Source organism: Mesorhizobium newzealandense, from assembly GCF_042682145.1.
Taxonomy (GTDB): Bacteria; Pseudomonadota; Alphaproteobacteria; order Rhizobiales; family Rhizobiaceae; genus Mesorhizobium; species Mesorhizobium newzealandense.
The window spans coordinates 79,591-103,470 of record NZ_JBHUGZ010000001.1 but is presented as its reverse complement, the minus strand read 5'-3'; the positions used below and the strand labels follow the sequence as shown (position 1 = coordinate 103,470).

The window sequence follows — 23,880 nt, the reverse complement described above, 5'->3', positions numbered from 1 at the left end:
GATCAGCCTTTCACCGCGCCGGAGGTCAGGCCGCCGACAAGGTGTTTCTGGACGATGTAGGTGAGGGTGAGCGCCGGAATGATCATCACCACGGCGAGCGCGCACATGCCGCGCCAGTCGATGGTGAACTCGGCCGTGTAGTCGAGCAGGCCGACCGGCAGCGTCTTGGCGCTCACCGAGCGGGTCAGCTGCGAGGCCAGTGCGAATTCGTTCCAGCAGGTCAGGAACGCGAAGATCGCGGCGGAAGCGATGCCCGGCCCGGCGAGCGGGAACTCGACCTGCCAGAACGCCTGCCAGCGCGTGCAGCCGTCGATCTGCGCCGCTTCCGCGAGGTCCTTCGGCACCTGACGGAAGAAGCCGTCGATGAGCCAGATCGTGAACGGCACGTTTAGCGCGACATAGGCAAGGATTAGTCCGAAATGCGTATCGATGATGCCCAGCCGCACATAGAGGAAGAACAGCGGCAGCGACAGCGCGATGCCCGGCACGGTGCGCGTCAGCATCAGGCCGAGGAAGACGCTCGATTTGCCGCGGAAGCGGTAGCGCGCAAAGGCGTAGCCGCCGGCCATTCCGATGGCCACCGCAATGATCGTCGACGTCACCGAGATGATCAGCGAGTTGCGGAAATACTCGATCACCGGGATGCCGCCCTTGCCGATGCCGCTGAACATCGCGACATAGGCGTCGAACGATATCTCCTGCGGGATCCACACCGGCGGCTTGGCCATGATCTCGACCGTTGGCCGCAGCGACGAGAGGACGATCCACAGACCAGGCAGGCAGATCGTCAGCATCGCCAGGAACAGGCCGATGCGATAGACGATGCCCGTGAGCCGGCGCTTCAGGCGGGCGGAGGAATTCTCGTCCATTCTCACCACTCAGCACCGATCTGCGCGCGCGCCGCGGCAAGCTTGTTGAAGAAATAGACGGTGAAGGCGATCGACAGCAGGATCGAGAAATAGGCCATGGCGTTGGCCATGCCCATGCGCCCATCGCTATAGGCGGTGCGCGCCACCAGCGTCCAAAGCAGCTCGGTGCGGCCCGCCGGCCCGCCATCGGTCATGATCTTGACGATGTCGTAGGCGCGCGCGACGTCGAGCGAGCGGATGGTCATGGCGATATAGGCGAAGGGCATGACGAACGGCCACGTCACATAGCGGAATGTCTGCCACGGCGTGCAGCCATCGACGCGCGCCGCCTCGATCGGCTCCTTGGGCATGGCCAGCAGCCCGGCGAGGATCAGGATGGCGAAGATCGCCGTCGACGACCATATCTCGGCGATCGAGATGGCAATGAAGGCGAGATGGCTTTCGATCAGCCACGGTATGGCATCCTGCGTGATGCCGAGCGACTGCAGGGCATTGTTCACCAGGCCGATATTGTCGTTGAACATGAATTTGAACTGGAAACCGACGAGGATCGGCGAGAACATCATCGGAAACATCATCAGCGTGCGCAGGATGCGCTGGCCGCGCGTCGCCTTCTCGACCAGCATGGCGAGGCCGAGGCCGAGCAGCATCTCGAGATTGAGCGCGATGGTCAGCAGCAGAACCGTGCGGCCGAACGCCCACCAGAAATCCGTGTTCGACAGGATCGAAAGATAGTTCCTGATGCCGATGAAGACGTAAAATGTCTCGGGCCGCGTCAGACGGAACGGCGTGAAACTGGAATAGAGCGACAAAAGCAGCGGCACGACGACCACCGCTGCCAGCACGATCATTGCCGGAAGCAGCAGCAGGAATGGCGCGGATGGCTTGAAGCCCTTCATCGGGATCCTGTGAGATGTTGCATTCGACTATCGGTGCCTCTTCTTCGTCGAGGCCCGTGCCGGAGAGCGGAACGGCTGTCGTGGATCGACCAAGCGCTCCCGCCCCGGCAAGGCGCGATCGCCTCCCCCATTGCTGATGGGGGAGGCCGTCTTGGGAGCCGCTTCTAGAGCTTGCCGGCGTCTTGGAGGATCTGCGTCGCCTTGGCGGCGGCTTCGTCCAGTGCCTGCTTGGAGGTCTTGTCTCCGAGGATCGCCGCCTGTAGCTCGGGGTAGACCGCGTTCGAGATTTCGATCCATTCAGGCGTCTGCGGCACGGCGAAGGCGTGCTTGGCCTCTTCCTGGAAAGCGGCAAGAACCTCCTTCTTGTAGGGATCGTTTGCTGCTTGCTGGAGATCCCAGTCCCACACCGCGGTGCGGGTCGGCAGCGGACCCGCGGCGGCCTCGAGCTTCTGGCTGTCCTCGTTGGTCAGCCACCACACCAGGGAAGCCGCGGCCTCCTTGTTGGGGCAGTTCTCGGTGACCGAGAAGCCGTGGAAGCCGGACCAACCGGTGCGCTTGCCGGAAGAACCCTTCGGCGCAACCTTGACGCCGACATTGCCGGCGACCTTCGACGACTTCGGATCGTTGAAGAAGCCGGCCCAGCCCGGCCAGTCGAGATTGATGGCGACGGTGCCGGAAGCAAAGCCCTGGCCGAGATCGTCCCACAAATAGTTGGTCGTCCCGGCCGGCACTGCCTTCGCCTTATAGAGGTTGACGAACCAGTCGAGCGCCCTGATGCCGGCCTCGGAGTTGAAGACCGGCTTGCCGTCCTTGTCCAGATATTCGCCGCCTTCGGCGACCACCATCTCGTAGAAGCGGCCGTTGATCGCCTCTTCCTTGCCGGCGAACTGCGTGCCGTAGAAATTCGGCGGGTTGGCGAAGAACTCGGCCTGGTCGGTGACTTCCTTCCAGGTGTCCGGCGGCACCAGGTCATAGCCGTATTTCGCCTTGAACTTGGTCTTGTTGTCGGCGTTCTCGTACAGGCTCTTCTGGTAGTAGAGCGCCGAAACGTCGAACTGCGCGCGCGGCAGCATCTCCAGCTTGCCGTCGATGGTCGCCGCCTTGATCGTCGAAGGCACGAAGGCGTCGATCTCTTCCTTGGGCAACAGCTTGCTGAGATCGGTGTAGAGGCTCGTATATTGCGGCGCGAACGACGAATGGTTCCAGCCGACGCACCAGTTGGTGCTGCCCGAGGCGATGTCGGACTTGAGCTCCTTGTCGATGTCGAAGCCGTTCTTCTTGGTCAGGATGTTGACCTTGGCGCCGGTCAGCTTCTCCCATTCGGGGATGCGCTCGTAGAGCTTTTCGTATTGCTGGCCACCGATCAGCTTGGCGTCGATGGTGACGCCTTCGAACTTGCCGGGCAGGTCGCCGGCAAGGGCAGTGCCTGCACCGAATGCAAGCAACAATGCGCCGGCGGACACGCCGGAAAGCAGTCTGTTCATTGGTATCCTCCCTTGGTGCGCCTCAGCGGCGACCGCAACCCGTCTGATGACAAGAAGTGCTACATTCATATACAAACAAAACATTCATGGATACGTCAAGGCGAAATTTGTTTCCGTCGACCGCATTCCTGCGTATATGAAGAATCGAATTCACTGGAGAGATGAGCCATGGACGACAGCGAAGACGAGCGCTATCGCGCGCCGGCGCTCGACAAGGGGCTCGACATCCTCGAACTGCTGGCCGGCGTCGACGGCGGCCTGACGCAGGCCGAAATCGCCAAGAAACTCGACCGCAGCCCGAACGAGTTCTACCGCATGCTGGACCGGCTGGTGCGGCGCGGCTACGTCACCAGGCTGGATGGCGACCGCTATTCGCTGACGCTGAAGCTCTTCGGCCTGGCGCAACTGCACGCCCCGGTGCGGCGGCTGGTTTCCTATGCCACACCGCTGATGCGCGAACTCGCCGAGACGTCGCAGCAGGCCAACCAACTCGTTGTTTTTGATCGCGGTTCCGCCGTCGTGATCGGTCAGCAGGAGGCGCCGAATTACTGGGGCATCTCGATCCGGGTCGGCTCCCACATCAGCCTGTTCGACACCGGCTCGGGACATGTTTTGCTGGCCTTCCGTTCGCAGGAAGAGCGGCAGATGATGATTTCCGAACATGTCCGCAGCACCGACAAGACGGCGCAATCGGCCGAGTTCTTCGCCCGGCTCGACCAGATCCGCGACCGTGGCTACGAGATGATGGCCTCAATGCAGACCGCCGGTGTCTTCAACCTGTCGGCGCCGGTGCGCAGTTCCGATGGCAAGGCGATCGCGGCGCTGTCGATTCCCTACATCACCGTTGTCAACGCGCCCTCCGCGCCTGACATCACCAGGACCATCGAACTGCTGCTGGTCACGGCCGAAAAGCTGTCGCACCTGGCCGGATCGGCCGTCGGCTCATCCACGTAAATTCTTATTTGAATGAAGAATTCCTCTGTGAGATGATTTGAAAAAGCCCGGAGGAGGGGCCACCATGATCATCGACACCCATCTGCATCTCATCGATCGTTCGGTGCTGCGCTATCCCTGGCTTGCCGGTGTGCCGGCACTCGACCGCGATTTTTCCTACGACGAATACGCCGTGGCGGCGCACCGCGTCGGCGTCGAACGCGTGCTGCATATGGAGGTCGATGTCGATCCCGCCGACATCGAGGCCGAGACCACGCGTGTCGAGGGACTGTCGCGGCAGCCCGGCAGCATGCTGGCCGGAGTGATCGCATCCTGCCGGCCGGAAGAGGCAGATTTTGCAGCCTATCTCGAACGGCAGCGAACAAATCCCTTCGTCAAAGGGTTCCGCCGCGTCCTCCATGTCGTGCCCGACGATCTCTCGGAAGGCGCGCTGTTTCGTGACAACATCAAGCGGCTTGGCGGCACCGGCCTGACTTTCGATCTCGTCGTGCTGCCGCACCAGATTCCCAAGGCGATCGCACTTGCCGACCTGGCGCCCGACGTCCAATTCGTCCTCGACCATTGCGGCGTCCCCGACATCAAGGGCAATGGCGAGCATCCATGGCGCGAACACATGAGCGAGATTGCGCGGCGTCCGAACGTGATGGCCAAGATTTCCGGTGTCGTTGCCTATGCCGACCCCGGCAGCTGGACGGCTGATACGCTGCGGCCCTATGTCGAACACACCATCGGTGCGTTCGGCTGGGACGGCGTCGTCTGGGGCAGCGACTGGCCGGTCTGCACGCTCGGCGGCGGCCTGTCGACCTGGGTGGCGGCGACCCATGCGCTGCTTGCCGGTTCCAGCGTCGATGAACGCGACAGGCTGTTGTCCGCGAATGCCCGCAAGCTGTGGCGGCTCGACTAGCCGAGCCTGTTCACGCTCCACCTGCAGCACCGGGCGCCGGAAAACTCTCCCGGAACAGGCGATTGAGATCGGCAACAACCTGGGCGGCCTGGTGCCCGGAGATCATGCCGCAAACGATGCGATCGGACGCCGCCTGCTGGAACGCCATATAGCCGTCATGGCGCGGCCGCACCCATGCACCTTCAAGCGTCGCGCGCGTATTGCTGTAGAAGTTGCCAGTCGCGGCGTTGACCGCCCGATCTTCCCAGGCCGCAGCATGGCCGGGTTGACCGCCCACGGCGGCATAGGGACCTCGCTGGACATCGCCGCTGGCGATCCAATGGGCGAAGTCAATCGCGGCATCTTTCGCCTTGGAAAAGGCTGACACCGCTATGCCGGTGCCTCCAAGTGCCGAACCGACAGGGCCTGTGGAACCGATCATCGGAATATCGGTGAAGGCTAGGCGATGCGCGCGAAAGCCCGCTACCGCATAGGAGACGTAGCCATAGATTAGCGGCGTGCAGACGATCCTGGAATCCGGGGCCGCCATGCGTTCAAAAACGGCGATCGGATCCATCTCGAAGCAGGCTGGGTCGACTAGCGCCGCGATCTCGCACATCGTTTCGAAGACTTCGCATCCGATCTCGATGTCAATGAGATCGCGGGACGGATCGGCGGCGCAGGGATGGCCGAGATTGCCGGCCAACGTGTAAAACGTCATCAGGGAATGGGGCGGCCGCAACGGCAACAGCACGCGTCCTTGCCGGGCGAGATCGAGCACGTCGCTCCAGTGCGATGGCGGTGCACCGAGCGCATCCGGCCGCCATGCCTGGACTTGGCTGGCCGCATCGATCGGGAAGGCCCATTGCCGACCTTGCCAACTGTAGCTCGGATAGGATTGGCCGACGCTGCCCGAGGCAAGCGCCGCGCGTTCCGCCTCGCGGCCGGCGACATCCAGCGGCTCAAGGCAGCCCTCCGCCGTGATCTGACCGACATGCGGATGGTCGATGACGATGAGGTCATAGGTCCGCGCCAGTTCCTCGACCGGGAAGGACTCGAAATCCTGCAGTGAGCGCTTGTCCCATTCGATCGCAACGCCGGTCTTCTGCTTCCATAGGGACGAGCAGGCGACCATCGGATCGTAGCCACGCGGATGGCTCCAGGTCATGCCCCTGAGGGTGGGCACGCTCACAGCCCGAACTCCTCGCGGATTGCCGCGCTGTGCTCGCCGATGCGCGGCGCTGCCCGGTCGACCTTGGCCCTGATACCATCGACCCTGAGCGGCGAACTCGTGGTCAGGATCGACACGTCGTCCTCGCGCGTCACCGTCTGCAGCATGTCGAGCGACTGAAACCCCTCGCTTGCCAGCATTTCCGGCCAGGTCAGCACCTTGGCGCACCAGATATCGGCCGGCTCGAGGATATCAAGCCACTCGTCAATGGTCCTGGTGGCGATCCTTTGCGCGATGATCGCCTTGATGTCGTCGCGCGCGGTGAACCACGATGCCGGTTTGTCGCGATAGGGCGCCAGTTCGCTGAGCGACAGCAGGTCGGCCAGTTTGGGGATCGGCGTCATGGCGATAGCGAGATAGCCGTCCTTGGCCGGATAGACGCCATAGGGCGCCGACAGATAGGCGTGCGCGCTGCGGAAGTTGGAGCGCCTGGGCAAGCGGCGGCCATCATTGAGATGCGTGGTCAGCACCTCGAACTGGAAATCGACAAGCGCTTCCAGCAGGCTGGTTTCGATATGGCTTCCCTGGCCAGTGATGCCGCGCCGCACCAGCGCCGCCAGGATGCCTTGCGCGCAGGCCGCGCCCGCCAGCATGTCGCCGATGGCAAGGCCGAACGGTACCGGCCCCTGGTCCTCGTCGCCGTTCAGCCACATCACGCCGGAGCGCGACTGGGCCAGCAGATCCTGGCCCGGCCGCTTGACCCATGGGCCGTCCTCGCCATAGCCGCTGATCGAGGCATAGACGAGCCGCGGGTTGATCTTGCGGACGGCCTCGTAATCGAGACCCAGCCGCTCGATGACGCCCGGCCGGAAATTCTGGATCAGTACGTCGGCCTTGGCCAGAAGAGCCCGCAACGCCTTGAGGTCATCCTCGTTCTTGAGGTCGATAGCAAAACTTTCCTTGGCCCGGTTGATGGCATGGAAGATGGTGGAATCGCCGCCGATCTCGGTATCGCTGAGGTAGAGCCGGCGCGACAGGTCGCCGCCATCCGGACGCTCGATCTTGATGACGCGGGCGCCGAGATCGAGCAGCCTGAGCGAGCAATAAGGCCCGGACAGGAACTGGCTCAGGTCGACGACGACGAGACTGGCGAGTGGCAATTCGGCTGCTGCCGGCATCGCTATTTCTCCGTCTTGCCGACAAAGTCGGCCGGGTTGCGGTACTTCACCGTCTGCAGATGTTCGCAATAGAGAACGAGCTCGCCTTCGCCCTTGAACACCTCGTAGCTGGCGCGGATCAGCCCCATCTCCTTGTAGCGGGGCTTCTTGTCCAGGTTGGAGCGGATCGAATAGATCGTGTCACCAATGAAGACAGGCTTTATGAAACGGAGTTTGTCGTAGCCATAGGAAAAGGCGTTGATGCAATTGGTGGCGACCAGCCCGAGACCGGCCGAAAAGACGAAGGCGCCGGCGATCAGCCGCTTGCCGAAAATGCCTTCGGTCTCGGCAAACATCTGGTCCTGCACATAGGGGTGGATGTCGAGCACCAAAGTGTTGAAAAGGTGGCTGTCGCCTTCCGCCATGGTGCGCCGCAGCGAGCGGATTTTCTGGCCGACGGGCCAGTCCTCGTAGAACCAGTTTTCGGCGTTCCACACCGGCAGGGCGGCGTGTTCTTCAGGCATATTGTTGGGATACGTCGAGGCGACGCCGACAGTGGGCGCGAAGTCGTTCATGGCTGGATCCGCCAGCCGTGCGCGAGGTACGGCACGACTGTCTGAACACGCATCAAAGCGCCTGAAAGCACGACGTCTCCTCCCGCCAATCTTCTTTTGTAAATAGTATTTTCACATATGGGGTTGCGTTGCAAGCGTGAACAGGCGAAATTTTGGCGGTTCCGCGCGCCGAAGCGCTGGCGGGCAGGGGAAGAAATCATGCGCAATGCCTGTCTGGTCTTTGTCGGCAGCCTGAACCGTGAGGCGCCCTATTTTCAGGGCGCGCGCGGCGTCGGTCTCGGTGTCTACAGCTTCGACGAAACGACGCTTGAAGTGCAAAAACTGGCCGAGACCAATGACGTCGACAATCCGACATTCCTGTCGGTGACGCCGCACGGCACACACGTCTATGCCAATTCGGAAGTCTTCACCTGGCGCGAGGGAACCGTCTGCGCCTACAGCTTCGATCGCGCTTCGGCCGCGCTTACCTATTTGAACAAGCAGCCTTCGCTGGGCAGCATCACCGCGCACAACACCATCACCGCGACGGGACGAAGCTGCTGGTCGCCAATTACGGCATGGGCGAGGGCGGCCCGGACCGCGCGGTGGCGGTCTATGGCTTCGAGAAGAACGGCGCACTGTCGGCGCGGCTGGCCAGCGTTTCACATAAAGGCACGGGCCCCAACGCGGCACGTCAGGAACGCTCGCACGCCCACAGCGTCACCGAAACCATCGCTGGGGGAACAGCCATCGTCGCCGACCTCGGCATCGACCGGCTGGTGTCCTACCGGATCGGGCGCGATGGCAGCTTGAGCAAATCAGCCGAATCCACTTTGCCGCCAGGCGCTGGTCCGCGCCATCTCGCCTTGCACCCGAACGGTCGCTTCGTCTTTGTCATGAACGAGCTGGATTCGACGGTTCTGTCGATGGCGCTGGACGAAGCCAGCGGCAAGCTCACGATCATCGATGCCAGGCCGGCGGTGCCGGCGCAGGCGCGCGACAGCAACCACTGCGCCGATATCCAGATCTCGCCGGACGGCCGTTTTGTCTACGGCTCCAACCGTGGCCACGACAGCGTGGTCATCATGGCGGTCGACCAGCAGACCGGTAGGCTGAGCCTTGTCGGCTATGTGCCTTGCGGCGGTGCGACACCGCGCAACCTGGCGCTGACGCCGTCAGGTGGTCACCTGTTCTCGGCCAACCAGAATGCCGACCGCATCTCGATCTTTGCCCGCGACGCCGAAAGCGGCATGCTGGCCGACACCGGACAGGCCATCGAGATCGGCACGCCGATGTGTGTCAAGATCGTGCGTTGAGCGCGCGCAACTGATCTGCCTCGAAGCCTCGGACAAAACCGACCGGGGCTCAAGCCTGTTGTATTGCCGACAGCTTCCAGTTCGAGCCACTCTCACGCATGAATGTCCACAGCTCGGTCGTCTCTGTCGGATGATCATCGTCGCCCTCGACGACCTTGCCGCTGGCCCGTTCGCGCGTCACGTCACGAGACTCGTAGCGCAATGCGGCCGTGGCGTAGTCGCGGTCATCCTCGCGCCAACTTTCGGCGATGTCGGCCTGCAGCAAGGTGACGTCCGTTACCTCGTTCCTGAGACCTTTCTGGGCATTTTCGGCCAGCTCTTCGGACAGATAGGACACCATCTCAGGCGTCACCGCCCGGCGCAGAGCGGCATGGTCTTCGCGCCCGAATGCTTCCTGGACATCGGTTAACAGCTGCTGGAATGCGTCGAGGTCGGTCTGGGCCAGCGTGATCTCCTCAGAACCGGTGGCCGGGGAGCCTCCATCCGAACTGCCGCCAAAGCCGGGAATTGTGAAGGAGCGTTGAGTGTCCGTCTGCGGCTCTGCCGTTGCGCGGTTCTCAAATCTCGAAACTTGGGCATTGGAAGCTTGGGCATTGCCGGCACCGGCGAGGGCAGGACCACGCGCGGACTGCGACCGGAAGAAGCGAATAGCCAGCATGATTGCGCCACCTATGAGCAGGGCCTGAAGCAAGAAACCGAACATGCCGGCCAAGCCGCCGAAGCCCTGGCCCACGAGCAGGCCGATCAGGCCGCCGAGCAGCAGGCCGCGCATCATTGTTCCACCGAAGCCGCTCATGAAGCCGGGCCGCTGCAGGCCGGCCTGCGGTTGCCGGGCCGCAGTGTTCACGCCGGTGTTGGGCGTCATCGAACGCTCGACCGGTGCAGTCGGCGCTGGTGCGGTTCTGGTCGGCGGTGCCGCTTGGAACGTACGCGTGCCACGGCTGCCGAAACTGCCGCCGCGGCGAGCCTCGGCATGATCCATCGCGACCATCGAGAATGCAAGGAACAGGCCTGCAAAGAGGGCGGCAAATCGGCTCGTGCGAGAAATCATCGGGGATGAACCTTTATCGATGTGGTTTCGGAAAATTTCAGCAATCGCCGGCCCGGGTAACCGGGCGTCATGCGGTCAATCGAACAACTCTTCGAAGAATGATTTCTTCCGCTTCGGATAGCGGTGACCCTGCGAACGGGAATAATCGCCGCCGCCGCCCTGGCCATGTTGCGGCTGGGTGAACGCTGCCGGCTGTGGCTGCGGCGCGGGCGCCGCTTCCCTGCCGGAACGCTCGATTATCTTGTCGAGTTCGCCTCGATCAAGCCAGACGCCGCGGCACTGCGGACAGTAATCGATCTCGATACCCTGGCGTTCGCTCATTACGAGCGCGACGCGGCAGGAGGGGCAAACCAAACCAAGGAGGGAAGATGTCATGCGGGGCTCCGAACCGAAAAGGAATGAGCCCGCTTGACCGAAAAGGATGGAAACGGGCCCGTTATAGCGGTCCGACATCACAATCGCCAAAAGCGACAGTCAGAGGGGCCCGGCCCGCACCAGACAATTAGGAACGCAGAGCCGCGCCTTCAAGGGTGATGTTGCCTGCAAGAATGATTTGTTCGCCATCGCAGGCTTCGGTCATGTCTGAGCGTGGCGGTCCGGTGCCTGAACTGATGACGGGGGTTGCTCAGACCGTAACGACGATCTTGCCGAACTGCTCGTTCGATTCCAGATAGCGATGCGCCTCGACGATCTGGTCGAACGGGAAGGTTCTGTCGATGATCGGCTTCAGCGCTCGGGCCTCCAGGCCTTCGAGGATGAATGCCTTTGCGGCTTCCAGCTTCGCAGGATCGCCGGTGATCTCGTGGACGAGGTAGCCGCGCAGCGTCAGCGTCTTGGCCAGTACGGCGGACAGCGGGAACGGCGTCGGCTCGCGGCTCAAGCCACCATACTCGATGAGAATGCCGCCCGGTGACATCGCCGATGTCAGCGGCTCGAAGATCGGCCCGCCGATCGGATCGAGCACGACACGCACGCCCTGCGGCCCGGCGATCTCGTTCAGCCGTGTGGCCAGATGCTCCTCCGCCAAAACCACGACAAAAGCCGCGCCGGCATCAAGCAGGGCCTGCCTCTTCGCCGATGTTCGCGTCACCGCAGTCGCGGTCGCACCAACCCTGTTGGCGACCTGGATCGCGGCAAGCCCGACACTGCTTGATGCAGCGGTGATGACGACAGCATCTCCGGCGTGCAGCCTGGCGATATCGATCAGCGCTCCATAGGCGGTGAGATATTGCATCCATGTGGCCGCCGCCGTTGGCCAGTCGAGCGACGAAGGGTGCTTGACCACGAGCCGGGCGGGATAGGTCGCCATAGGCGGGCCAGCGGATCATCGACTGCGGCGGGATGACACTGACGCTGTCGCCTGGCGCAAAGTCCTTCACGCCTTTGCCAACCGCCTCGATGATACCAGCCGCTTCGAGGCCGAGCCTTGAGGGCAGCGTCGGGGTCTCGATATAGGCGCCCGCGCGCAACAACGCCTCGGCGCGATTGAGGCCGAGCGCCTTGACGCGGATTTGAATTTCGCCTGGACCCGGCCGGGGAAGCTCGACGTCCTCGATACGGAGAACCTCGGGTCCACCATGCTGGTGAAAGCGAACTACACGTGCCATTCGGAAACTCCAAATTACCTGAACCGAATGAGCTATGCAGCCAGGAATCCCGGCGATAAATGGCTGTACAGACAGAACAGCAGAAACCAGGAGTTCCGAATATGGATCGGCTTGAGAGCATGGCCGTGTTCGTCAGGGCGGTCGACCTTGGCTCGTTCGCGGCCGCGGCGATCGCGCTCGATCTGTCCGGGCCGATGGTCGGCAAGCATGTGCGGTTTCTCGAGGAGCGGCTGGGCGTGCGGCTGCTCAACCGGACCACGCGCCGGCAGAGCCTGACCGACTTCGGACGTGCCTACTATGAACGCTGCCGGATCGTGCTGGCCGAAGCCGATGCCGCCGACGCGCTCGCCGCCGACCAGTTTTCAGAACCACGGGGGAAACTGCGCGTCACCATGCCGGCGCATTTCGGCCGCCACTGCGTGACCCCCGTGCTGCTGCGACTGGCACGGCAATATCCGATGCTCGAACTCGATCTGTCGCTCAGCGACCGCTTCGCCATCCGCACCGGTGTCCTGGACGACAAGGCTGGGGTGATCGCGCGTCGCGTCGCCCGGCAGGGCATGGTCGTCTGCGCGGCGCCCACTTATCTCCAACGCCATGGCGAACCGCGGCGGATCGAGGATCTCGCCAACCACCATGCCATCGTCTACCGCCGGCTTGGCCAGATCGTTCAGCCGTGGCTGTTTGCGCGCGAGGGACAAGCAGCGCAGGAGATCGTGCCGGCCGGCAGGCTGCGGCTCGACGATCTCGATGCCATCGCCGATGCTGCGGTCGAAGGCATGGGCCTTGCGTGGCTGCCCTACTGGCTGGTTCGCGAGCGCATCCAGGCCGGCGCGCTGGTGGCGCTGCTGCCGCATGAGCCGCGATATCTCTACGACTGTTACGCGCTTTGGCTGCAGACGCCGCATCTGCCGTTGAAGGTGCGGCTGGCCGTCGATGCACTGGCGGCTGCCTTGCCGAAATCGATGGGCTGACGGCAAGCGTCGCCGTCGGACGTCTGCGCGGCTCAGGCTTTTTCCGCTACAGTTTGCAGTAAGGTGTTACCGGTGCGATGACGCCGAAATCCCTTGACGATCTCATAGCCGATGCCGTCGGCTATTTCTCGACCATTCCAATCCGGAGTAGATGCTCGTGTCTCAGTCCTCGCCTGCAAATGCCTTTGCCGATGCCAGCACTTCGGCACAGCAGCGCGCCCTGCTCGAGCGCCGCGCCAGGCTGCTTGGGCCGACCTATCGCGCCTTCTACCGCAACCCGATCCATCTGGTGCGCGGCAGCGGCGTCTGGCTCTACGATGCCCAGGGCCGGAAATTCCTCGACGCCTACAACAATGTCGCCTCAATCGGCCACTGCCATCCGCGCGTCGTAGAGGCGCTGTCGGGGCAGGCCGCCACGCTGAACACCCATACACGCTATCTCAGCGAGATCATCCTCGACTACGCGGAGAAACTTCTCGGCACGTGTCCGCCCCATCTCGGCCACGCCATGTTCACCTGTACCGGCAGCGAGGCCAATGACCTCGCCATTCGCATCGCCCAGCATTCCAGCGGTGGCACCGGGGTGATCATCACCGACTTCGCCTATCACGGCGCCACGATCGCGACGGCGCAATTGTCGCCGGCCGCGGTTGGGACGAAAGCCGTGCCCGCACATCACCGCACTGTCGCAGCGCCGGACACGTTCCGCGACCGTGGCCGCGCCGGGCGCGATTTTGCCAAGAATGTCGCCGCCGCCATTGAAGACATGCGGGCGGGCAATATCCGTCCGGCGGCTCTGCTTCTCGACTCGGCCTTTTCCAGCGACGGCATTTTCTTTCCCGATGCGGCGGTGATGCGCGAGGCGGCGGATCACGTCAGAAGAGCCGGCGGCATCGTCATTGCCGATGAGGTCCAGTCCGGCTTTGGCCGGCTCGGCCAGGGCATGTGGGGTTTCGCCAACTATGGCATCGAGCCTGACATCATCACGATGGGCAAGCCGATCGGCGATGGGCATCCGATGGGCGCGGTGATCGTGCGGCCGCAGCTTGTCGCCTCCTTCGGCTCGAACACCGGCTATTTCAACACGTTTGGCGGCAATCCGGTTGCGGCCGCCGTCGGCATCGCCGTTCTCGAGGTGATCGAGGGCGAGGGGCTGATCGAGAATGCGCGCATGGTTGGCGCCTATACGGCTGACCTGCTGCGCACGCTGAAGACCCGGCACGGCATGGTTGCCGATGTCAGGCACAACGGCCTTTATTTCGGCGTCGAGTTGATGGCGGAGGGCGACGAGGCACTGGCCGCCACCAAGACATCGGCGGTTGTCGAAGCCATGCGCGAAGACGGTGTGCTGATCTCCTCCTGCGGTCCACGCCGCAATGTGCTGAAGATCAGGCCGCCTCTGCCTTTTGCCAGGGACAATGCCGAGCAACTGGCCGAGACGCTCGATCGCGCGCTGTCGAACTGGTGATCGAACGCCATCGAGGCGGGCGACGCCAGGGCCTATCTCACGCTAAACGAGGCCTTCCACTTCGCCATTTACCAGCATGCCGGCGCGCCGGCATGCTCAGCGTGATTCCCTGCACGACCAGTCGTGATTGACCTATCTCGTCTCGTCCAACTGGTCGCGCAGCATGCTCCAGCCGAGCAGCATATTGGGCGCATGCCGAAGCAAGCCATGGAACGGGATCGGTGCCGGCAGCGCGAACGGTAGCGGCAGATCACGGGCATCGGTTCCAGCAGCCCAGTCCGCCAGCACCTTGCCCATTGCCGTCGTCATGGCAATGCCGCGCCCGTTGCAGGCGCGACCGGCGACGAGCCCCGGCCCAAGGTCCAGGAGGTGCGGCAGGAAATCCGGCTCGACCGCGGCCATTCCCGACCAGCCATAGGCAAGCGGCGGCAGGTCAGGCAGATCGAGATGCCGGCCAAGCCGTCGCCAGATCGCCTGCGGTACGCGTGTCTCGGCGCCGGCGCCAAGGATATGCATGCCGCCGCTGATCAGCCGGTTCTCGGCGTCGAAGCGGAAGGTGAAGAGATTGCGCCTGGTGTCGCCGACGCCTTGCCCGCCGGGCAAGAGACGCGCGCGGATTTCGCGCGGCAGTGGCGCGGTGGCGATCTGGAAAACCCTCAGCGGAAAATAGGTTCGTTGCAGCAACGGATTGAGCGACCTGCCATAGGCGTTGGTGGCGATCAGCACCTTGCCGGCGCGTACCGAGCCCGATGGCGTTTTCAACGCCCAGCCATCCGCCGTGCGATCGACCGAGGTGACGCGCGTCTGTTCGAAGATACGCGCGCCGGCCTTCTCGGCCGCATCGGCCAGCCCACGCGCGTATTCGACCGGATTGAGCACGCCGCCCGAACGGTCCATCCAGCCGCCGACATAGCCCTTGGCACCGGTCAGTGCTTCGACCTCCTGCCGGTTCAAGGTGACGGCCGGCCGGCCGCGCTGCGCCCATTGCCCGGCGCGGGATTTGACCTTCTCGAACGCGGCGGGCGAATGCGCCGGCTGGATCCAGCCGCTCTGCACGGCATCGCAATCGATGCCGTGCCGGCGGATCAGACCGAAGACCAGATCGGCGCTGCCGGCAGCGAAATCGATCAGCCTTTCGCCACGCTCGGGTCCGAGATGGGCCAGTATGTTGACCGGGTCCATCTTGGCGAAGTTCGGCACGATGAAGCCGGCATTCCTGCCGGTCGCGCCCCAGGCGATGATCTCGGCTTCGAGAACGGCAACGGAGAGACCTTTGCCGGTGGCGTGCAGCGCTGTCGATAGGCCGGAAAAGCCGCCGCCGACAATGGCGAGATCGACATCAAGCCCGCCTTGCAACGCCGGCCGGTCACGGCGGTTGCGGCTGATGGCATGCCAGAGCGAAGCGCCATGCGCCTCCTGCCTGACCACGGCATTCATGACTGGGAATTGCTCTTGGCCGCAGCGATCTTCGCCCGCTTGCCAAACCATGGCCGCCGCGGCCTGTCGCCGAACAAGCCGTTCGGTCGGATCAGCAGGATGACGCAGAGCATGACGCCGATGGCGGCGATCTGCAGGGCGGCAGCGCGGGCCTGTTGTTCCGGCGGAAACAGCACGCTGGTCAACGTGCCCGATCCGGCCCAAATCGCCCAGACCAGGATGCTGCCGATGACGGCGCCGAGATTGCTGCCCGAGCCGCCGACGATCAGCATCACCCAGACCTGGAAGGTCAGGATCGGCAGGTAATTGTCCGGCGCGATGAAGCCGGTGAAATGCGCCTGCAGCGCGCCGGCCAGCGCCATGATTGCGCCACCGACAGCAAAGGCCTGGACGCGATAGAAACGCGCGCTCTTGCCCAGAGAGATCGCCGCCCGCTCATCCTCGCGCAGCGCCTTCAGCACCCGCCCCCAAGGGCTGCGCGACAGGTGCTCCAAGGCGAGATAGGCAACCAGCGTCACCACCGAGACGACGGCAAGGTTGGACAGGTTGAACAGCAGCGGTGTCTCGGCGAGGCTGCCGAAGGGGCGCGGGATGAAGCCGATGCCGAACGGGCCGCCGGTCAGCCTCTGCGCGTTGAGCGCGACCAGTTGCACGACGACGGCGACACCGAAGGTGGTGATTGCCAGATAGTCGGATCTGAGCCGCAGTGTCGCCATGCCGGTCAGTGCTGCGGCGATGCCGCCGACGACCATGGCGCCGAGCCAGCCGATAAGGATCGGCAGGCCGAAGCCGCCGAGCCGCGCGGCATCGTCAGGGGTGGTCAGCAGCGCCGAGGTGTAGGCGCCGATGGCGACGAAGCCGGCGAGGCCGACATTGAACAGGCCGGTCAGTCCCCATTGCAGATTGAGCCCCAGCGTGACCAGCGAAAAGATCAGCGCGGTGGTCAGGAAGAAGGCGCCGTAGCCGAGCAGATCCATCAGCGTTCCCTCACACCAAACAGGCCGATCGGCCGCACGAACAGCACCGCCATCAGGATGATGAAGGAGACGGCGGCGCGCCATTCGGCACCGATCAGCTGCACCGCGCCGGCCTCGGCGAGCCCGATGATCAGGCCACCGAGCACGGCGCCGGGAATGCTGCCGATGCCGCCGAGAATGGCGGCGGCAAACATCGGCAGCAGCATGTCGAAGCCCATGAACGGGCGGATCTGCACCAGAATGCCGATCATCACGCCGGCGACGCAGGCCAGCGCCCCACCAATGACCCAGGTGACGCGCACCACACTGGCGACGTCGATGCCGACGATGCGGGCCAGTGCCGCGTTCTGACTCAGGGCCTGCATCGAGCGGCCGGTTTGCGTGCGCGTCATCAACAGATGCACACCGAGCACCAGCACAGCGGTCAGCAGCAACAAGGCGATCTGGTCGGGCGTGATGCGGATGCCGAAGCCGACCGGCATAGCGATCTGGATCGCCCGGCTGAAATAGGTCGGCCGCGAGGTGAAGGTGAATTCGAGCAGGCTCCTCAGCGCCATCGAGGCACCGAAGCTCGCCATAACCACGATGATCGCCTGGCCCTGCGAGCGCAGCCGCGCGAACAGCACCTTGTCGAGCAGCAATGCCAGCAACGCGGTGAATGCCATGCCGACGATCAGTGCGACAATCAGCGGCCAGCCGAAGGACAACGGCGCGATCGGCGCAACCTTGCCGAAAGTCGCGCCGATGGCGCTGACGACGGCCAGCGTCGCATAGGTGCCCCAGGCCATGAAGTCGCCATGGGCGAAGTTGGAGAAGCGCAGGATCGAATAGGTGAGCGTCACGCCGATGGCGCCGAGGCCGATCATCGAGCCGGTCAAAAGTCCGTCGACGATAAATTGCAGGCTCATGCCGCGTCTCCCTTCCCAGCGCGCGACGTTTCTGCCGCCTTGAGGGGGCGCTGCCCAAGATAGAGTTCGGCAACCACCGGGTCGTTCCACAGTTCTGAAGCGACGCCCTCGTGCCGGTCCTTGCCTTCGACCAGCACATAGGCGCGGTCGCCGATGGCGAGCGCTGCCTTGGCGTTCTGTTCGACCAGCAGGATGGTGACGCCGGACTTGCGGATGCCGGCCAGCATCTCGAACACCATCGACACGAATTTCGGCGACAGGCCGGCCGACGGCTCGTCCAGCACCAGCACCTTGGGATGGACGATCAGCGCCCGCGCGACGGCGAGCATCTGCCGCTGGCCGCCCGACAGGTTGCCGGCGGCGGTGCGGCGCTGGCGGACGAGGTCGGGGAAGGCGGCGTACATCTCCTCGATGCGGGCAGGGATTTCGCGCCGCTCGAGGATGCCGCAGGCAACCTTGAGATTGTCTTCGACCGACATCAGCGGGAAGATGTTTTCGGTCTGCGGCACGAAGGCAAGACCGAGACGCACCATGGTGTGGGCCGGTGCGGCAGTGATGTCCTTGCCGTCCAGAAACACCTTGCCGCCGGTGATCGGGACGAGGCCGGCGATCGCCTTGATGAAGCTCGACTTGCCGGCGCCATTAGGGCCGAGCACGACGACGATCTCGCCCTTGCCGACGGTGATCGAGGCGCCGCGCACGATCGGTACGCCCGGCTCGTAGCCGGCCTCGAGATTACGGACATCGAGAACGGTCTCGCTCATGCTGTGCCTCCGAGATAGGCCTCGATGACGCGCGGGTCGCGGGCGACCTGTTCCGCCGTGCCTTCGCTGAGCAACTGGCCGCTGGCCATGACGAGGACGCGATGGCAGAGCCGCGTCACCATGTCGATGTTGTGCTCGATCAGCAGGAAGGTGATGCCGCGCGCGTTGATGTCGCGGATGCGGTCGATGATGACTTCGAGCAGCGTCGCGTTGACGCCGGCTGCCGGCTCGTCGAGCAGGATGATCGCCGGATCGGCCATCATGACGCGGGCGAGTTCGAGCAGCTTGCGCTGGCCGCCGGAAAGCACGCGCGCCGGCTCATGCGCAAGGTGAGTGAGGGTGACGAGCTCCAGCAAATCGAGCGCCTTGGTCCTGGCGGCTCTCTCCTGCGCCGCTACCCGCCATGGCGTGACGAAGTTGGCGAGCAGTCTTTCGCCGGCCTGACCCTGCGCCGCCAGCATGATGTTTTCGATCAGCGTCAGATTGGGCAGCGGGCGTGGGATCTGGAAGGTGCGGCCGAGGCCACGGCCGATGCGCAGATGCGCGGCTTCACCCGAAACGCGCGAGCCGTTGAGAAGGATCTCGCCGCTGGTCGGCAGGATGCTGCCGGCGAGCAGATCGAACATCGTCGTCTTGCCGGCGCCATTCGGCCCGATCAGGCCGAGGATTTCTCCCGCCCTGACATCAAACGAGACATCGTTGACTGCGACGAGGCCGCCGAACCGCCTGACGACGTTCCTTGCCGTCAGAACCGCCGCACGGGTCTCCTGCCCCTGCTGTTCCGCTGCCTCGCTCATCAAACCCTCTGGCCGAAGACGATCGTCGACGTCTCCTGATTTTTGATTTGTGATCACACTTGCTTTGATCACGCTATTCGGCTTTAATTTCCTCTGCAAGCCGAAAACCGCCAAGAACGGAAATCCATGCAAAAGGCTGCCATCGAAAAGAACAATGAGGCGATCGCGGCGCAGCTTGCGCCGGTCGGCCGCGAAACCGTGCAGGATCGCGTCTATTCGGAATTGCGGCGCGCCCTGATCGGCGGCCTGTTCGAGCCGAGCCAGGTGCTGACCATCCGTGGGCTCGCCGATGCGCTGGTCACGTCGACCATGCCGGTGCGCGAGGCGCTCGGCCGGCTGATCACGGAAAAGGCGCTGGAGGCGCTGCCTAACCGTTCGGTGCGGGTGCCGCCGATCACGCTGGAGCGCCTCGACGATCTCTTGCGTGCCCGCATCCTGATCGAAGGCGAGGCCATCGCGCTGGCCGCCGCACGCATGGGGCCGCGCCAGATCGCCACCATCGAAACCATTCTCGGCGAATGGGACGAGATGCGGGCGCTGAAGCACAAGAAGGATGTCGATCGCGAAGTGACGCTCAACCAGAGCTTTCACTTCGAGATCTACCACTCCTGCGGCTCGGCCGTGCTGATCCCGATGATAGAGAGCCTGTGGCTGCAATCGGGCCCCTGCATCCGTGTCGCCATCTATGCCTTCTCGGAAGCCGGCGAGGTCGACACCGCCCAGTATCACCGGCGCATCGTCACCGCGCTGGCCACGCAGGATGCGCAGGCAGCGCGGGAATCGCTGGTTGCCGACATCAGCCGCCCCTTCACCTTCCTGCGCAACAAGCTGCAATCCGCCGCCGCGAAAGACCAGACATGACCGCCATCAGGATCACCGAGCCGCGCTCAAAGCTATCCGTGACGGCGCTGTTGCTGCCCGAGAAGGCGCCGGAGAACGCGGCCTTCCTCTCGGCATATCTTAGGGTGCCACGCGTCGTCCCGGGCATCCATGCGATGTGGACGGGGCCGGAAATCTCCTGTCCGGTTCCCGCTGCCGATCTCGAGGGGCAGGCCTATGCCAGGCCCTTGCCGGCCGAGAACGCGACGCTGACACCGCAGCCGGGCGACATCGTACTGTCCTATGTGCCGCCGCGCATGTGGGGTGGCAATCCCAATGCGATCTTCGACATCGGTCTCTATTACGGGCAGGGCGCGCGGCTCTTGTTCCCGATCGGCTGGCTCGCTGGCAGTGTGGTGGCGCAAGTGCGCGCCGAAGAGCGCGACCGGTTCGCCGCCGCTTGCGGCGTGATCCGCCGCAATGGCGCCTGCGACGTCACCTTCAGCCTGGTGGAGGCCTGAAATGGCCGACGACAGTTTCGAGCTCTTCGATCTTCGCGTCGAGGCGGTCATCCCGGAGGGCAAGCCGATCTATTGCGGCGCCAAGGCCGGCGACTATTTCGAGCTGAAAGGCGAGATGCTGTCGATGCCGGCCGGTCAGGGTTTTTCGATCTATTCGATATCGGCCGTGTTGCCCCTGCTGGCCGCCAAGCAGCGCCCCACCCACCCGAATGACTGGATGACCTCGGACGCCGAGATCGCTTGTCCCGATCCCCATTGCGGCAGCCGGCTGAGGATCGTCAGAGGGGCCAAGCGGCTGTTCAGCCATGCCGAGACCACGGCCGTGCCGCTGCCGAAGGAGAACGACGACAAATGAGTGCCAAGACCTTCGAACTCGGCCCCGGCTACACGATCTCGCGCGTCATTCGCGGCGGCTGGCAACTGGCCGGCGGGCATGGCGCCATCGACCGCCAGCAGGCGGTGGCCGACCTGATCGCCACCTTCGATGCCGGCATCTGGACCTATGATTGCGCCGACATCTACACCGGCGTCGAGGAGCTGATCGGTGCCGCGCGTCTGCGGCTGGCCAGCGAGCGCGGCCTCGACGTTGCCGCCAGGATGAAAGTGCACACCAAGCTGGTGCCCGACCTCGAACGGCTGGCAGGCATCAGCCGCGACTACATCAGGGGCATCGTCGACCAGTCGCTGCGCCGGCTGAAGACCGAGCGGCTCGATCTCGTACAGTTCCACTGGTGGGACTATGCGCAGCCTCGCTATGTCGAGGCGATGGGCTGGCTGAACGAGCTTCGGCTTGAGGGCAAGGTGCGCAATCTCGGCACCACCAATTTCGACACGCCGCGGCTGGCCGAAATCCTCGCTGCCGGCATCCCGCTGGTCAGCCAGCAACTGCAATATTCGGTGCTCGACCAGCGGCCGGGCAACAGCCTTGCCGCACTTGCCGCGAAAAAACGGCGTCAGCTTCCTTTGCTACGGATCCGTCGCCGGCGGCTTCCTCAGCGACAGATGGCTTGGTGTGGCCGAGCCAGCCACGCCGCTCGAAAACCGCTCGCTGGTCAAATACAAGCTGATCATCGATGACTTTGGCGGCTGGGACCTGTTCCAGCAACTGCTCCAGGCCCTGAAGGCCGTCGGCGACCGCCACGGCGTCGACATCGCCACCATCGCCAGTGCCTGGGTGCTCGAACAGCCGCAAGTGGCGGCCGTCATCGTCGGCGCCCGCAACCAGGCGCATGCCATTGCCAACGCCGGCATCATGGAGGTTGCGCTCGATGCCGAGGACCGGGCGCGGATCGCCACCGTCATCGCGCAGGGCACCAGTCTCGAAGGGGATGTCTACACGCTGGAGCGCGACCGCCACGGCCGCCACGGCTCGATCATGCATTACAATCTGAACGCGGGGAAACAATGAGCGGCGAGCCCTCTCTCTTTTCACGCGCCAGCGCCGAAGTCGTCGACCTGCATCGCTTCTTCGTCGACTGGTTCGTCGCCGCGCGGGCCAACACAGTGGACTTCAATCGCTTCGAGCGTGTCATGGGCGAAGGCTTCGCCATGGTCGCGCCGGACGGCCAGACCCTCGATCGCGACGCAGTCGTCGATCATGTCCGCACCAGCCGCGCCACTTGCGACGACGGCTTCACCATCTCGATCGAGGACATCCAGCCCGGCTGGCAGAACGCCGACACGATCGTCATCCTCTACATCGAGGCGCAGCTGCGCGGCGGCAAACACAGCCGCCGCCAATCCAGTGCCGTTTTCACCACCAGTTCATCGGCGCCCAACGGCGTCCTATGGCGACATCTGCATGAAACCTGGCTGCAGGTGCCGGAAGGCTGAACAGGCCAGAGCATCGGACCAAAAAGTGCGAAGCGGTTTTTGGGCAAATCCGATGCTTGAACAAAGACACAAGTAATCCAGTTCGTGTAGCTCAAAGGGGAACAACAATGAGAAAGACGATACTCCAACTCACCACCGCGCTCGCTCTCGTGACGATGGCAGGTGCCGCGCAAGCCGCCGATTGCAAGATCACCGTCGGCCTCGTCATGGAACTGACCGGACCGGCGGGCGAATATGGCCAGGCCGGCGCCAAGTCGGTCGAGATGGCCTTCCGCGACATCAACGCCGCTGGCGGCGTGCGCGGCTGCGATCTCGCGACCGACACGCGCGATAGCCAGAGCCAGGGCAACATCGCGGTCGACGCCGCGACCCAGCTCGTGCAGGTCAAGAAGGTGCCGGTCATCATCGGCGGCATCATCTCGTCGGTGTCGATCCCGATCCTGACCTCGGTCACGGCACCGGCAAAGATCGTCCAGGTGTCGCCGGCTTCGTCCTCGCCGACGCTGACGGCGCTCGGCCGCGACGGCAAGACCAATGGCATCTTCTTCCGCACCATCACCTCGGATGCGCTGCAGGGCGTCGCCGCCGCCAAATACGCCGTCGACAAGGGCTTCAAGAAGCTGTCGATCATCCATGTCAACAACGACTTCGGCGTCAACATGGTGGCCGAGTTCTCGCGCGCCTACAAAGCGCTCGGCGGCACCATCGTCTCCGACACGCCCTACAACGAAAAGCAGTCGAGCTACGCTTCGGAAGTGACGGCGGCGATGGCCGGCGAACCGGACGGGCTCTACCTCGTCAGCACCCCCGTCGACGGCGCAACGGTTGCCCGCACCTGGATTTCGCAAGGCGGCGTGCAGAAATTCCTGCTCAATGACGGCATGAACAGCCCGGACTTCATCGAGTCTGTCGGCGCCGATTATCTGAAGGAAGCCTATGGCACGTCGTCGGGCACCAGCCCGACCGCCTCGACGGAGTATTTTACCAAGAACTACAAGGAATTCTCCGGCATCGAGCCATCCAATCCGGCGGCCGACCGTTCCTATGATGCCGGCGCCATCGTCGGGCTGGCCATCGCCATTGCCGGCTCCGAGGATCCGGCCAAGATCAAGGATGCGATGTACAAGGCGGTCGACCCAGCCGGTGCGCCGATCTTTGCCGGCAAGGACGAGTTCGCCAAGGCACTCGGCCTGATCAAGGACGGCAAGCCGATCCGCTACGAAGGGGTCATCGGCCCGGTCGCCTTCGACAAATATGGCGACGTTACCGGCCCGTTCCGGTTGTGGAAAATCGTCGACGGCAAGGTGACGACCGACGGTGAAATGACCACCGACGACGTCAACGCGCTGCAGGCCAAACTTCAGTAAGACGGCCCTGTTGTCCGGCGTCGATCCATCGTGATCGACGCCGGGCGGCGGCCTGTCCCACATTGTCCAA

General features: G+C 63.8%; 22 protein-coding genes and 3 pseudogenes. 11 read left to right on the top strand and 14 right to left on the bottom strand.

Annotation, left to right across the window (positions count from 1 at the left end):
• Positions 1 to 2: 2 nt before the first annotated feature.
• The 3 genes from ACFSOZ_RS00480 to ACFSOZ_RS00470 all read right to left on the bottom strand — a co-directional run bounded on the left by ACFSOZ_RS00480 (position 3) and on the right by ACFSOZ_RS00470 (position 3,252).
• Positions 3 to 869: a carbohydrate ABC transporter permease gene (locus tag ACFSOZ_RS00480; protein WP_095080845.1), complete on the bottom strand. Its 867-nt coding sequence runs from the start codon at positions 867 to 869 to the stop codon at positions 3 to 5.
• A 2-nt stretch (positions 870 to 871) separates the two neighbouring features.
• Positions 872 to 1,768, bottom strand: a complete 897-nt coding sequence (locus ACFSOZ_RS00475; protein ID WP_379092166.1) for a carbohydrate ABC transporter permease — start codon at positions 1,766 to 1,768, stop codon at positions 872 to 874.
• Positions 1,769 to 1,932: 164 nt separating this feature from the next.
• Positions 1,933 to 3,252, bottom strand: a complete 1,320-nt coding sequence (locus ACFSOZ_RS00470; protein WP_379092163.1) for an ABC transporter substrate-binding protein — start codon at positions 3,250 to 3,252, stop codon at positions 1,933 to 1,935.
• Positions 3,253 to 3,420: 168 nt separating this feature from the next.
• On the opposite strand from ACFSOZ_RS00470, the gene ACFSOZ_RS00465 reads away from it, so the two are divergent.
• Positions 3,421 to 4,206, top strand: coding sequence for an IclR family transcriptional regulator (locus ACFSOZ_RS00465; protein WP_378923386.1), 786 nt, complete (start codon positions 3,421 to 3,423; stop codon positions 4,204 to 4,206).
• Positions 4,207 to 4,270: 64 nt separating this feature from the next.
• Positions 4,271 to 5,110 (top strand): amidohydrolase family protein, encoded by an 840-nt coding sequence (locus ACFSOZ_RS00460; RefSeq protein WP_379092160.1) that lies wholly within the window; start codon positions 4,271 to 4,273, stop codon positions 5,108 to 5,110.
• Between the two features lie 10 nt (positions 5,111 to 5,120).
• On the opposite strand, the gene ACFSOZ_RS00455 is transcribed toward ACFSOZ_RS00460, so the two are convergent.
• From ACFSOZ_RS00455 to ACFSOZ_RS00445, 3 genes are read right to left on the bottom strand one after another with little or no spacing between them, the layout of a single operon-like run.
• Positions 5,121 to 6,281, bottom strand: coding sequence for an extracellular solute-binding protein (locus tag ACFSOZ_RS00455; protein WP_379092157.1), 1,161 nt, complete (start codon positions 6,279 to 6,281; stop codon positions 5,121 to 5,123).
• Positions 6,278 to 7,438: a CaiB/BaiF CoA transferase family protein gene (locus tag ACFSOZ_RS00450; protein WP_379092155.1), complete on the bottom strand. Its 1,161-nt coding sequence runs from the start codon at positions 7,436 to 7,438 to the stop codon at positions 6,278 to 6,280. Before ACFSOZ_RS00450 ends, ACFSOZ_RS00455 begins: the two co-directional genes overlap by 4 nt.
• A gap of 2 nt (positions 7,439 to 7,440) precedes the next feature.
• A complete protein-coding gene (locus ACFSOZ_RS00445) occupies positions 7,441 to 7,992 on the bottom strand; it encodes a MaoC family dehydratase (protein WP_379092152.1) in 552 nt (183 codons plus the stop codon).
• 117 nt (positions 7,993 to 8,109) lie between these two features.
• Here ACFSOZ_RS00445 and ACFSOZ_RS00440 point away from each other — a divergent pair.
• Positions 8,110 to 9,287: pseudogene (locus ACFSOZ_RS00440) on the top strand (lactonase family protein).
• 49 nt (positions 9,288 to 9,336) lie between these two features.
• Here ACFSOZ_RS00440 and ACFSOZ_RS00435 read toward each other — a convergent pair.
• The 3 genes and pseudogenes from ACFSOZ_RS00435 to ACFSOZ_RS00425 all read right to left on the bottom strand — a co-directional run bounded on the left by ACFSOZ_RS00435 (position 9,337) and on the right by ACFSOZ_RS00425 (position 11,945).
• On the bottom strand, positions 9,337 to 10,338 hold the full coding sequence (locus tag ACFSOZ_RS00435) for a Tim44 domain-containing protein (RefSeq protein ID WP_379092149.1): 1,002 nt from the start codon (positions 10,336 to 10,338) through the stop codon (positions 9,337 to 9,339).
• 75 nt (positions 10,339 to 10,413) lie between these two features.
• On the bottom strand, positions 10,414 to 10,713 hold the full coding sequence (locus ACFSOZ_RS00430; protein WP_379093766.1) for a TFIIB-type zinc ribbon-containing protein: 300 nt from the start codon (positions 10,711 to 10,713) through the stop codon (positions 10,414 to 10,416).
• A gap of 250 nt (positions 10,714 to 10,963) precedes the next feature.
• Positions 10,964 to 11,945 (bottom strand): annotated as a pseudogene (locus tag ACFSOZ_RS00425) (zinc-dependent alcohol dehydrogenase family protein).
• Between the two features lie 101 nt (positions 11,946 to 12,046).
• Here ACFSOZ_RS00425 and ACFSOZ_RS00420 point away from each other — a divergent pair.
• Positions 12,047 to 12,919 carry a LysR family transcriptional regulator gene (locus ACFSOZ_RS00420; RefSeq protein WP_379092146.1) on the top strand — a complete coding sequence of 291 codons (873 nt, stop codon included), beginning with the start codon at positions 12,047 to 12,049 and terminating at the stop codon, positions 12,917 to 12,919.
• A gap of 151 nt (positions 12,920 to 13,070) precedes the next feature.
• Positions 13,071 to 14,387, top strand: coding sequence for an aspartate aminotransferase family protein (locus ACFSOZ_RS00415; protein WP_379092143.1), 1,317 nt, complete (start codon positions 13,071 to 13,073; stop codon positions 14,385 to 14,387).
• Between the two features lie 132 nt (positions 14,388 to 14,519).
• Here the strand turns inward: ACFSOZ_RS00415 and ACFSOZ_RS00410 are convergent, their stop codons facing one another.
• The 5 genes from ACFSOZ_RS00410 to ACFSOZ_RS00390 are packed head-to-tail and all read right to left on the bottom strand — an operon-like array spanning position 14,520 to position 19,270.
• Positions 14,520 to 15,824: an NAD(P)/FAD-dependent oxidoreductase gene (locus tag ACFSOZ_RS00410; RefSeq protein ID WP_379092140.1), complete on the bottom strand. Its 1,305-nt coding sequence runs from the start codon at positions 15,822 to 15,824 to the stop codon at positions 14,520 to 14,522.
• Positions 15,821 to 16,804: a branched-chain amino acid ABC transporter permease gene (locus ACFSOZ_RS00405; protein WP_379093763.1), complete on the bottom strand. Its 984-nt coding sequence runs from the start codon at positions 16,802 to 16,804 to the stop codon at positions 15,821 to 15,823. The genes ACFSOZ_RS00410 and ACFSOZ_RS00405 overlap by 4 nt, the downstream gene beginning before the upstream one ends.
• On the bottom strand, positions 16,801 to 17,709 hold the full coding sequence (locus ACFSOZ_RS00400; protein WP_379092137.1) for a branched-chain amino acid ABC transporter permease: 909 nt from the start codon (positions 17,707 to 17,709) through the stop codon (positions 16,801 to 16,803). The genes ACFSOZ_RS00405 and ACFSOZ_RS00400 overlap by 4 nt, the downstream gene beginning before the upstream one ends.
• Positions 17,706 to 18,473: a branched-chain amino acid ABC transporter ATP-binding protein gene (locus tag ACFSOZ_RS00395; RefSeq protein WP_379092134.1), complete on the bottom strand. Its 768-nt coding sequence runs from the start codon at positions 18,471 to 18,473 to the stop codon at positions 17,706 to 17,708. Before ACFSOZ_RS00395 ends, ACFSOZ_RS00400 begins: the two co-directional genes overlap by 4 nt.
• Positions 18,470 to 19,270: an ABC transporter ATP-binding protein gene (locus ACFSOZ_RS00390; RefSeq protein ID WP_379092131.1), complete on the bottom strand. Its 801-nt coding sequence runs from the start codon at positions 19,268 to 19,270 to the stop codon at positions 18,470 to 18,472. Before ACFSOZ_RS00390 ends, ACFSOZ_RS00395 begins: the two co-directional genes overlap by 4 nt.
• Positions 19,271 to 19,396: 126 nt before the next feature.
• Here ACFSOZ_RS00390 and ACFSOZ_RS00385 point away from each other — a divergent pair, with 126 nt between their 5' ends.
• From ACFSOZ_RS00385 to ACFSOZ_RS00360, 6 genes and pseudogenes are all read left to right on the top strand, one after another.
• Entirely contained in the window at positions 19,397 to 20,131 is a 735-nt protein-coding gene (locus ACFSOZ_RS00385) for a GntR family transcriptional regulator (protein WP_379092128.1), read from the top strand.
• Positions 20,128 to 20,610 carry a DUF3830 family protein gene (locus ACFSOZ_RS00380; protein ID WP_379092125.1) on the top strand — a complete coding sequence of 161 codons (483 nt, stop codon included), beginning with the start codon at positions 20,128 to 20,130 and terminating at the stop codon, positions 20,608 to 20,610. Before ACFSOZ_RS00385 ends, ACFSOZ_RS00380 begins: the two co-directional genes overlap by 4 nt.
• A 1-nt stretch (position 20,611) precedes the next feature.
• Positions 20,612 to 20,965 carry a TIGR04076 family protein gene (locus ACFSOZ_RS00375; RefSeq protein ID WP_379092122.1) on the top strand — a complete coding sequence of 118 codons (354 nt, stop codon included), beginning with the start codon at positions 20,612 to 20,614 and terminating at the stop codon, positions 20,963 to 20,965.
• A pseudogene (locus ACFSOZ_RS00370) lies at positions 20,962 to 22,018 on the top strand (aldo/keto reductase). Before ACFSOZ_RS00375 ends, ACFSOZ_RS00370 begins: the two are co-directional and overlap by 4 nt.
• The gene (locus ACFSOZ_RS00365; protein ID WP_379092119.1) at positions 22,015 to 22,443 is read left to right on the top strand and encodes a DUF4440 domain-containing protein; all 429 of its coding nucleotides are present in this window, start codon (positions 22,015 to 22,017) and stop codon (positions 22,441 to 22,443) included. Before ACFSOZ_RS00370 ends, ACFSOZ_RS00365 begins: the two are co-directional and overlap by 4 nt.
• Before the next feature lie 107 nt (positions 22,444 to 22,550).
• A complete protein-coding gene (locus ACFSOZ_RS00360; protein WP_379092116.1) occupies positions 22,551 to 23,810 on the top strand; it encodes an ABC transporter substrate-binding protein in 1,260 nt (419 codons plus the stop codon).
• Positions 23,811 to 23,880: the final 70 nt, after the last annotated feature.

Coding starts and splice junctions, on each gene's coding strand:
- ACFSOZ_RS00445 (WP_379092152.1), bottom strand. CDS start 7,992: ATGAACGACTTCGCGCCCACTGTCGGCGTCGCCTCGACGTATCCCAAC.
- ACFSOZ_RS00480 (WP_095080845.1), bottom strand. CDS start 869: ATGGACGAGAATTCCTCCGCCCGCCTGAAGCGCCGGCTCACGGGCATC.
- ACFSOZ_RS00410 (WP_379092140.1), bottom strand. CDS start 15,824: ATGAATGCCGTGGTCAGGCAGGAGGCGCATGGCGCTTCGCTCTGGCAT.
- ACFSOZ_RS00415 (WP_379092143.1), top strand. CDS start 13,071: ATGCTCGTGTCTCAGTCCTCGCCTGCAAATGCCTTTGCCGATGCCAGC.
- ACFSOZ_RS00360 (WP_379092116.1), top strand. CDS start 22,551: ATGAGAAAGACGATACTCCAACTCACCACCGCGCTCGCTCTCGTGACG.
- ACFSOZ_RS00380 (WP_379092125.1), top strand. CDS start 20,128: ATGACCGCCATCAGGATCACCGAGCCGCGCTCAAAGCTATCCGTGACG.
- ACFSOZ_RS00465 (WP_378923386.1), top strand. CDS start 3,421: ATGGACGACAGCGAAGACGAGCGCTATCGCGCGCCGGCGCTCGACAAG.
- ACFSOZ_RS00385 (WP_379092128.1), top strand. CDS start 19,397: ATGCAAAAGGCTGCCATCGAAAAGAACAATGAGGCGATCGCGGCGCAG.
- ACFSOZ_RS00365 (WP_379092119.1), top strand. CDS start 22,015: ATGAGCGGCGAGCCCTCTCTCTTTTCACGCGCCAGCGCCGAAGTCGTC.
- ACFSOZ_RS00460 (WP_379092160.1), top strand. CDS start 4,271: ATGATCATCGACACCCATCTGCATCTCATCGATCGTTCGGTGCTGCGC.
- ACFSOZ_RS00435 (WP_379092149.1), bottom strand. CDS start 10,338: ATGATTTCTCGCACGAGCCGATTTGCCGCCCTCTTTGCAGGCCTGTTC.
- ACFSOZ_RS00375 (WP_379092122.1), top strand. CDS start 20,612: ATGGCCGACGACAGTTTCGAGCTCTTCGATCTTCGCGTCGAGGCGGTC.
- ACFSOZ_RS00450 (WP_379092155.1), bottom strand. CDS start 7,438: ATGCCGGCAGCAGCCGAATTGCCACTCGCCAGTCTCGTCGTCGTCGAC.
- ACFSOZ_RS00430 (WP_379093766.1), bottom strand. CDS start 10,713: ATGACATCTTCCCTCCTTGGTTTGGTTTGCCCCTCCTGCCGCGTCGCG.
- ACFSOZ_RS00475 (WP_379092166.1), bottom strand. CDS start 1,768: ATGAAGGGCTTCAAGCCATCCGCGCCATTCCTGCTGCTGCTTCCGGCA.
- ACFSOZ_RS00400 (WP_379092137.1), bottom strand. CDS start 17,709: ATGAGCCTGCAATTTATCGTCGACGGACTTTTGACCGGCTCGATGATC.
- ACFSOZ_RS00395 (WP_379092134.1), bottom strand. CDS start 18,473: ATGAGCGAGACCGTTCTCGATGTCCGTAATCTCGAGGCCGGCTACGAG.
- ACFSOZ_RS00390 (WP_379092131.1), bottom strand. CDS start 19,270: ATGAGCGAGGCAGCGGAACAGCAGGGGCAGGAGACCCGTGCGGCGGTT.
- ACFSOZ_RS00420 (WP_379092146.1), top strand. CDS start 12,047: ATGGATCGGCTTGAGAGCATGGCCGTGTTCGTCAGGGCGGTCGACCTT.
- ACFSOZ_RS00470 (WP_379092163.1), bottom strand. CDS start 3,252: ATGAACAGACTGCTTTCCGGCGTGTCCGCCGGCGCATTGTTGCTTGCA.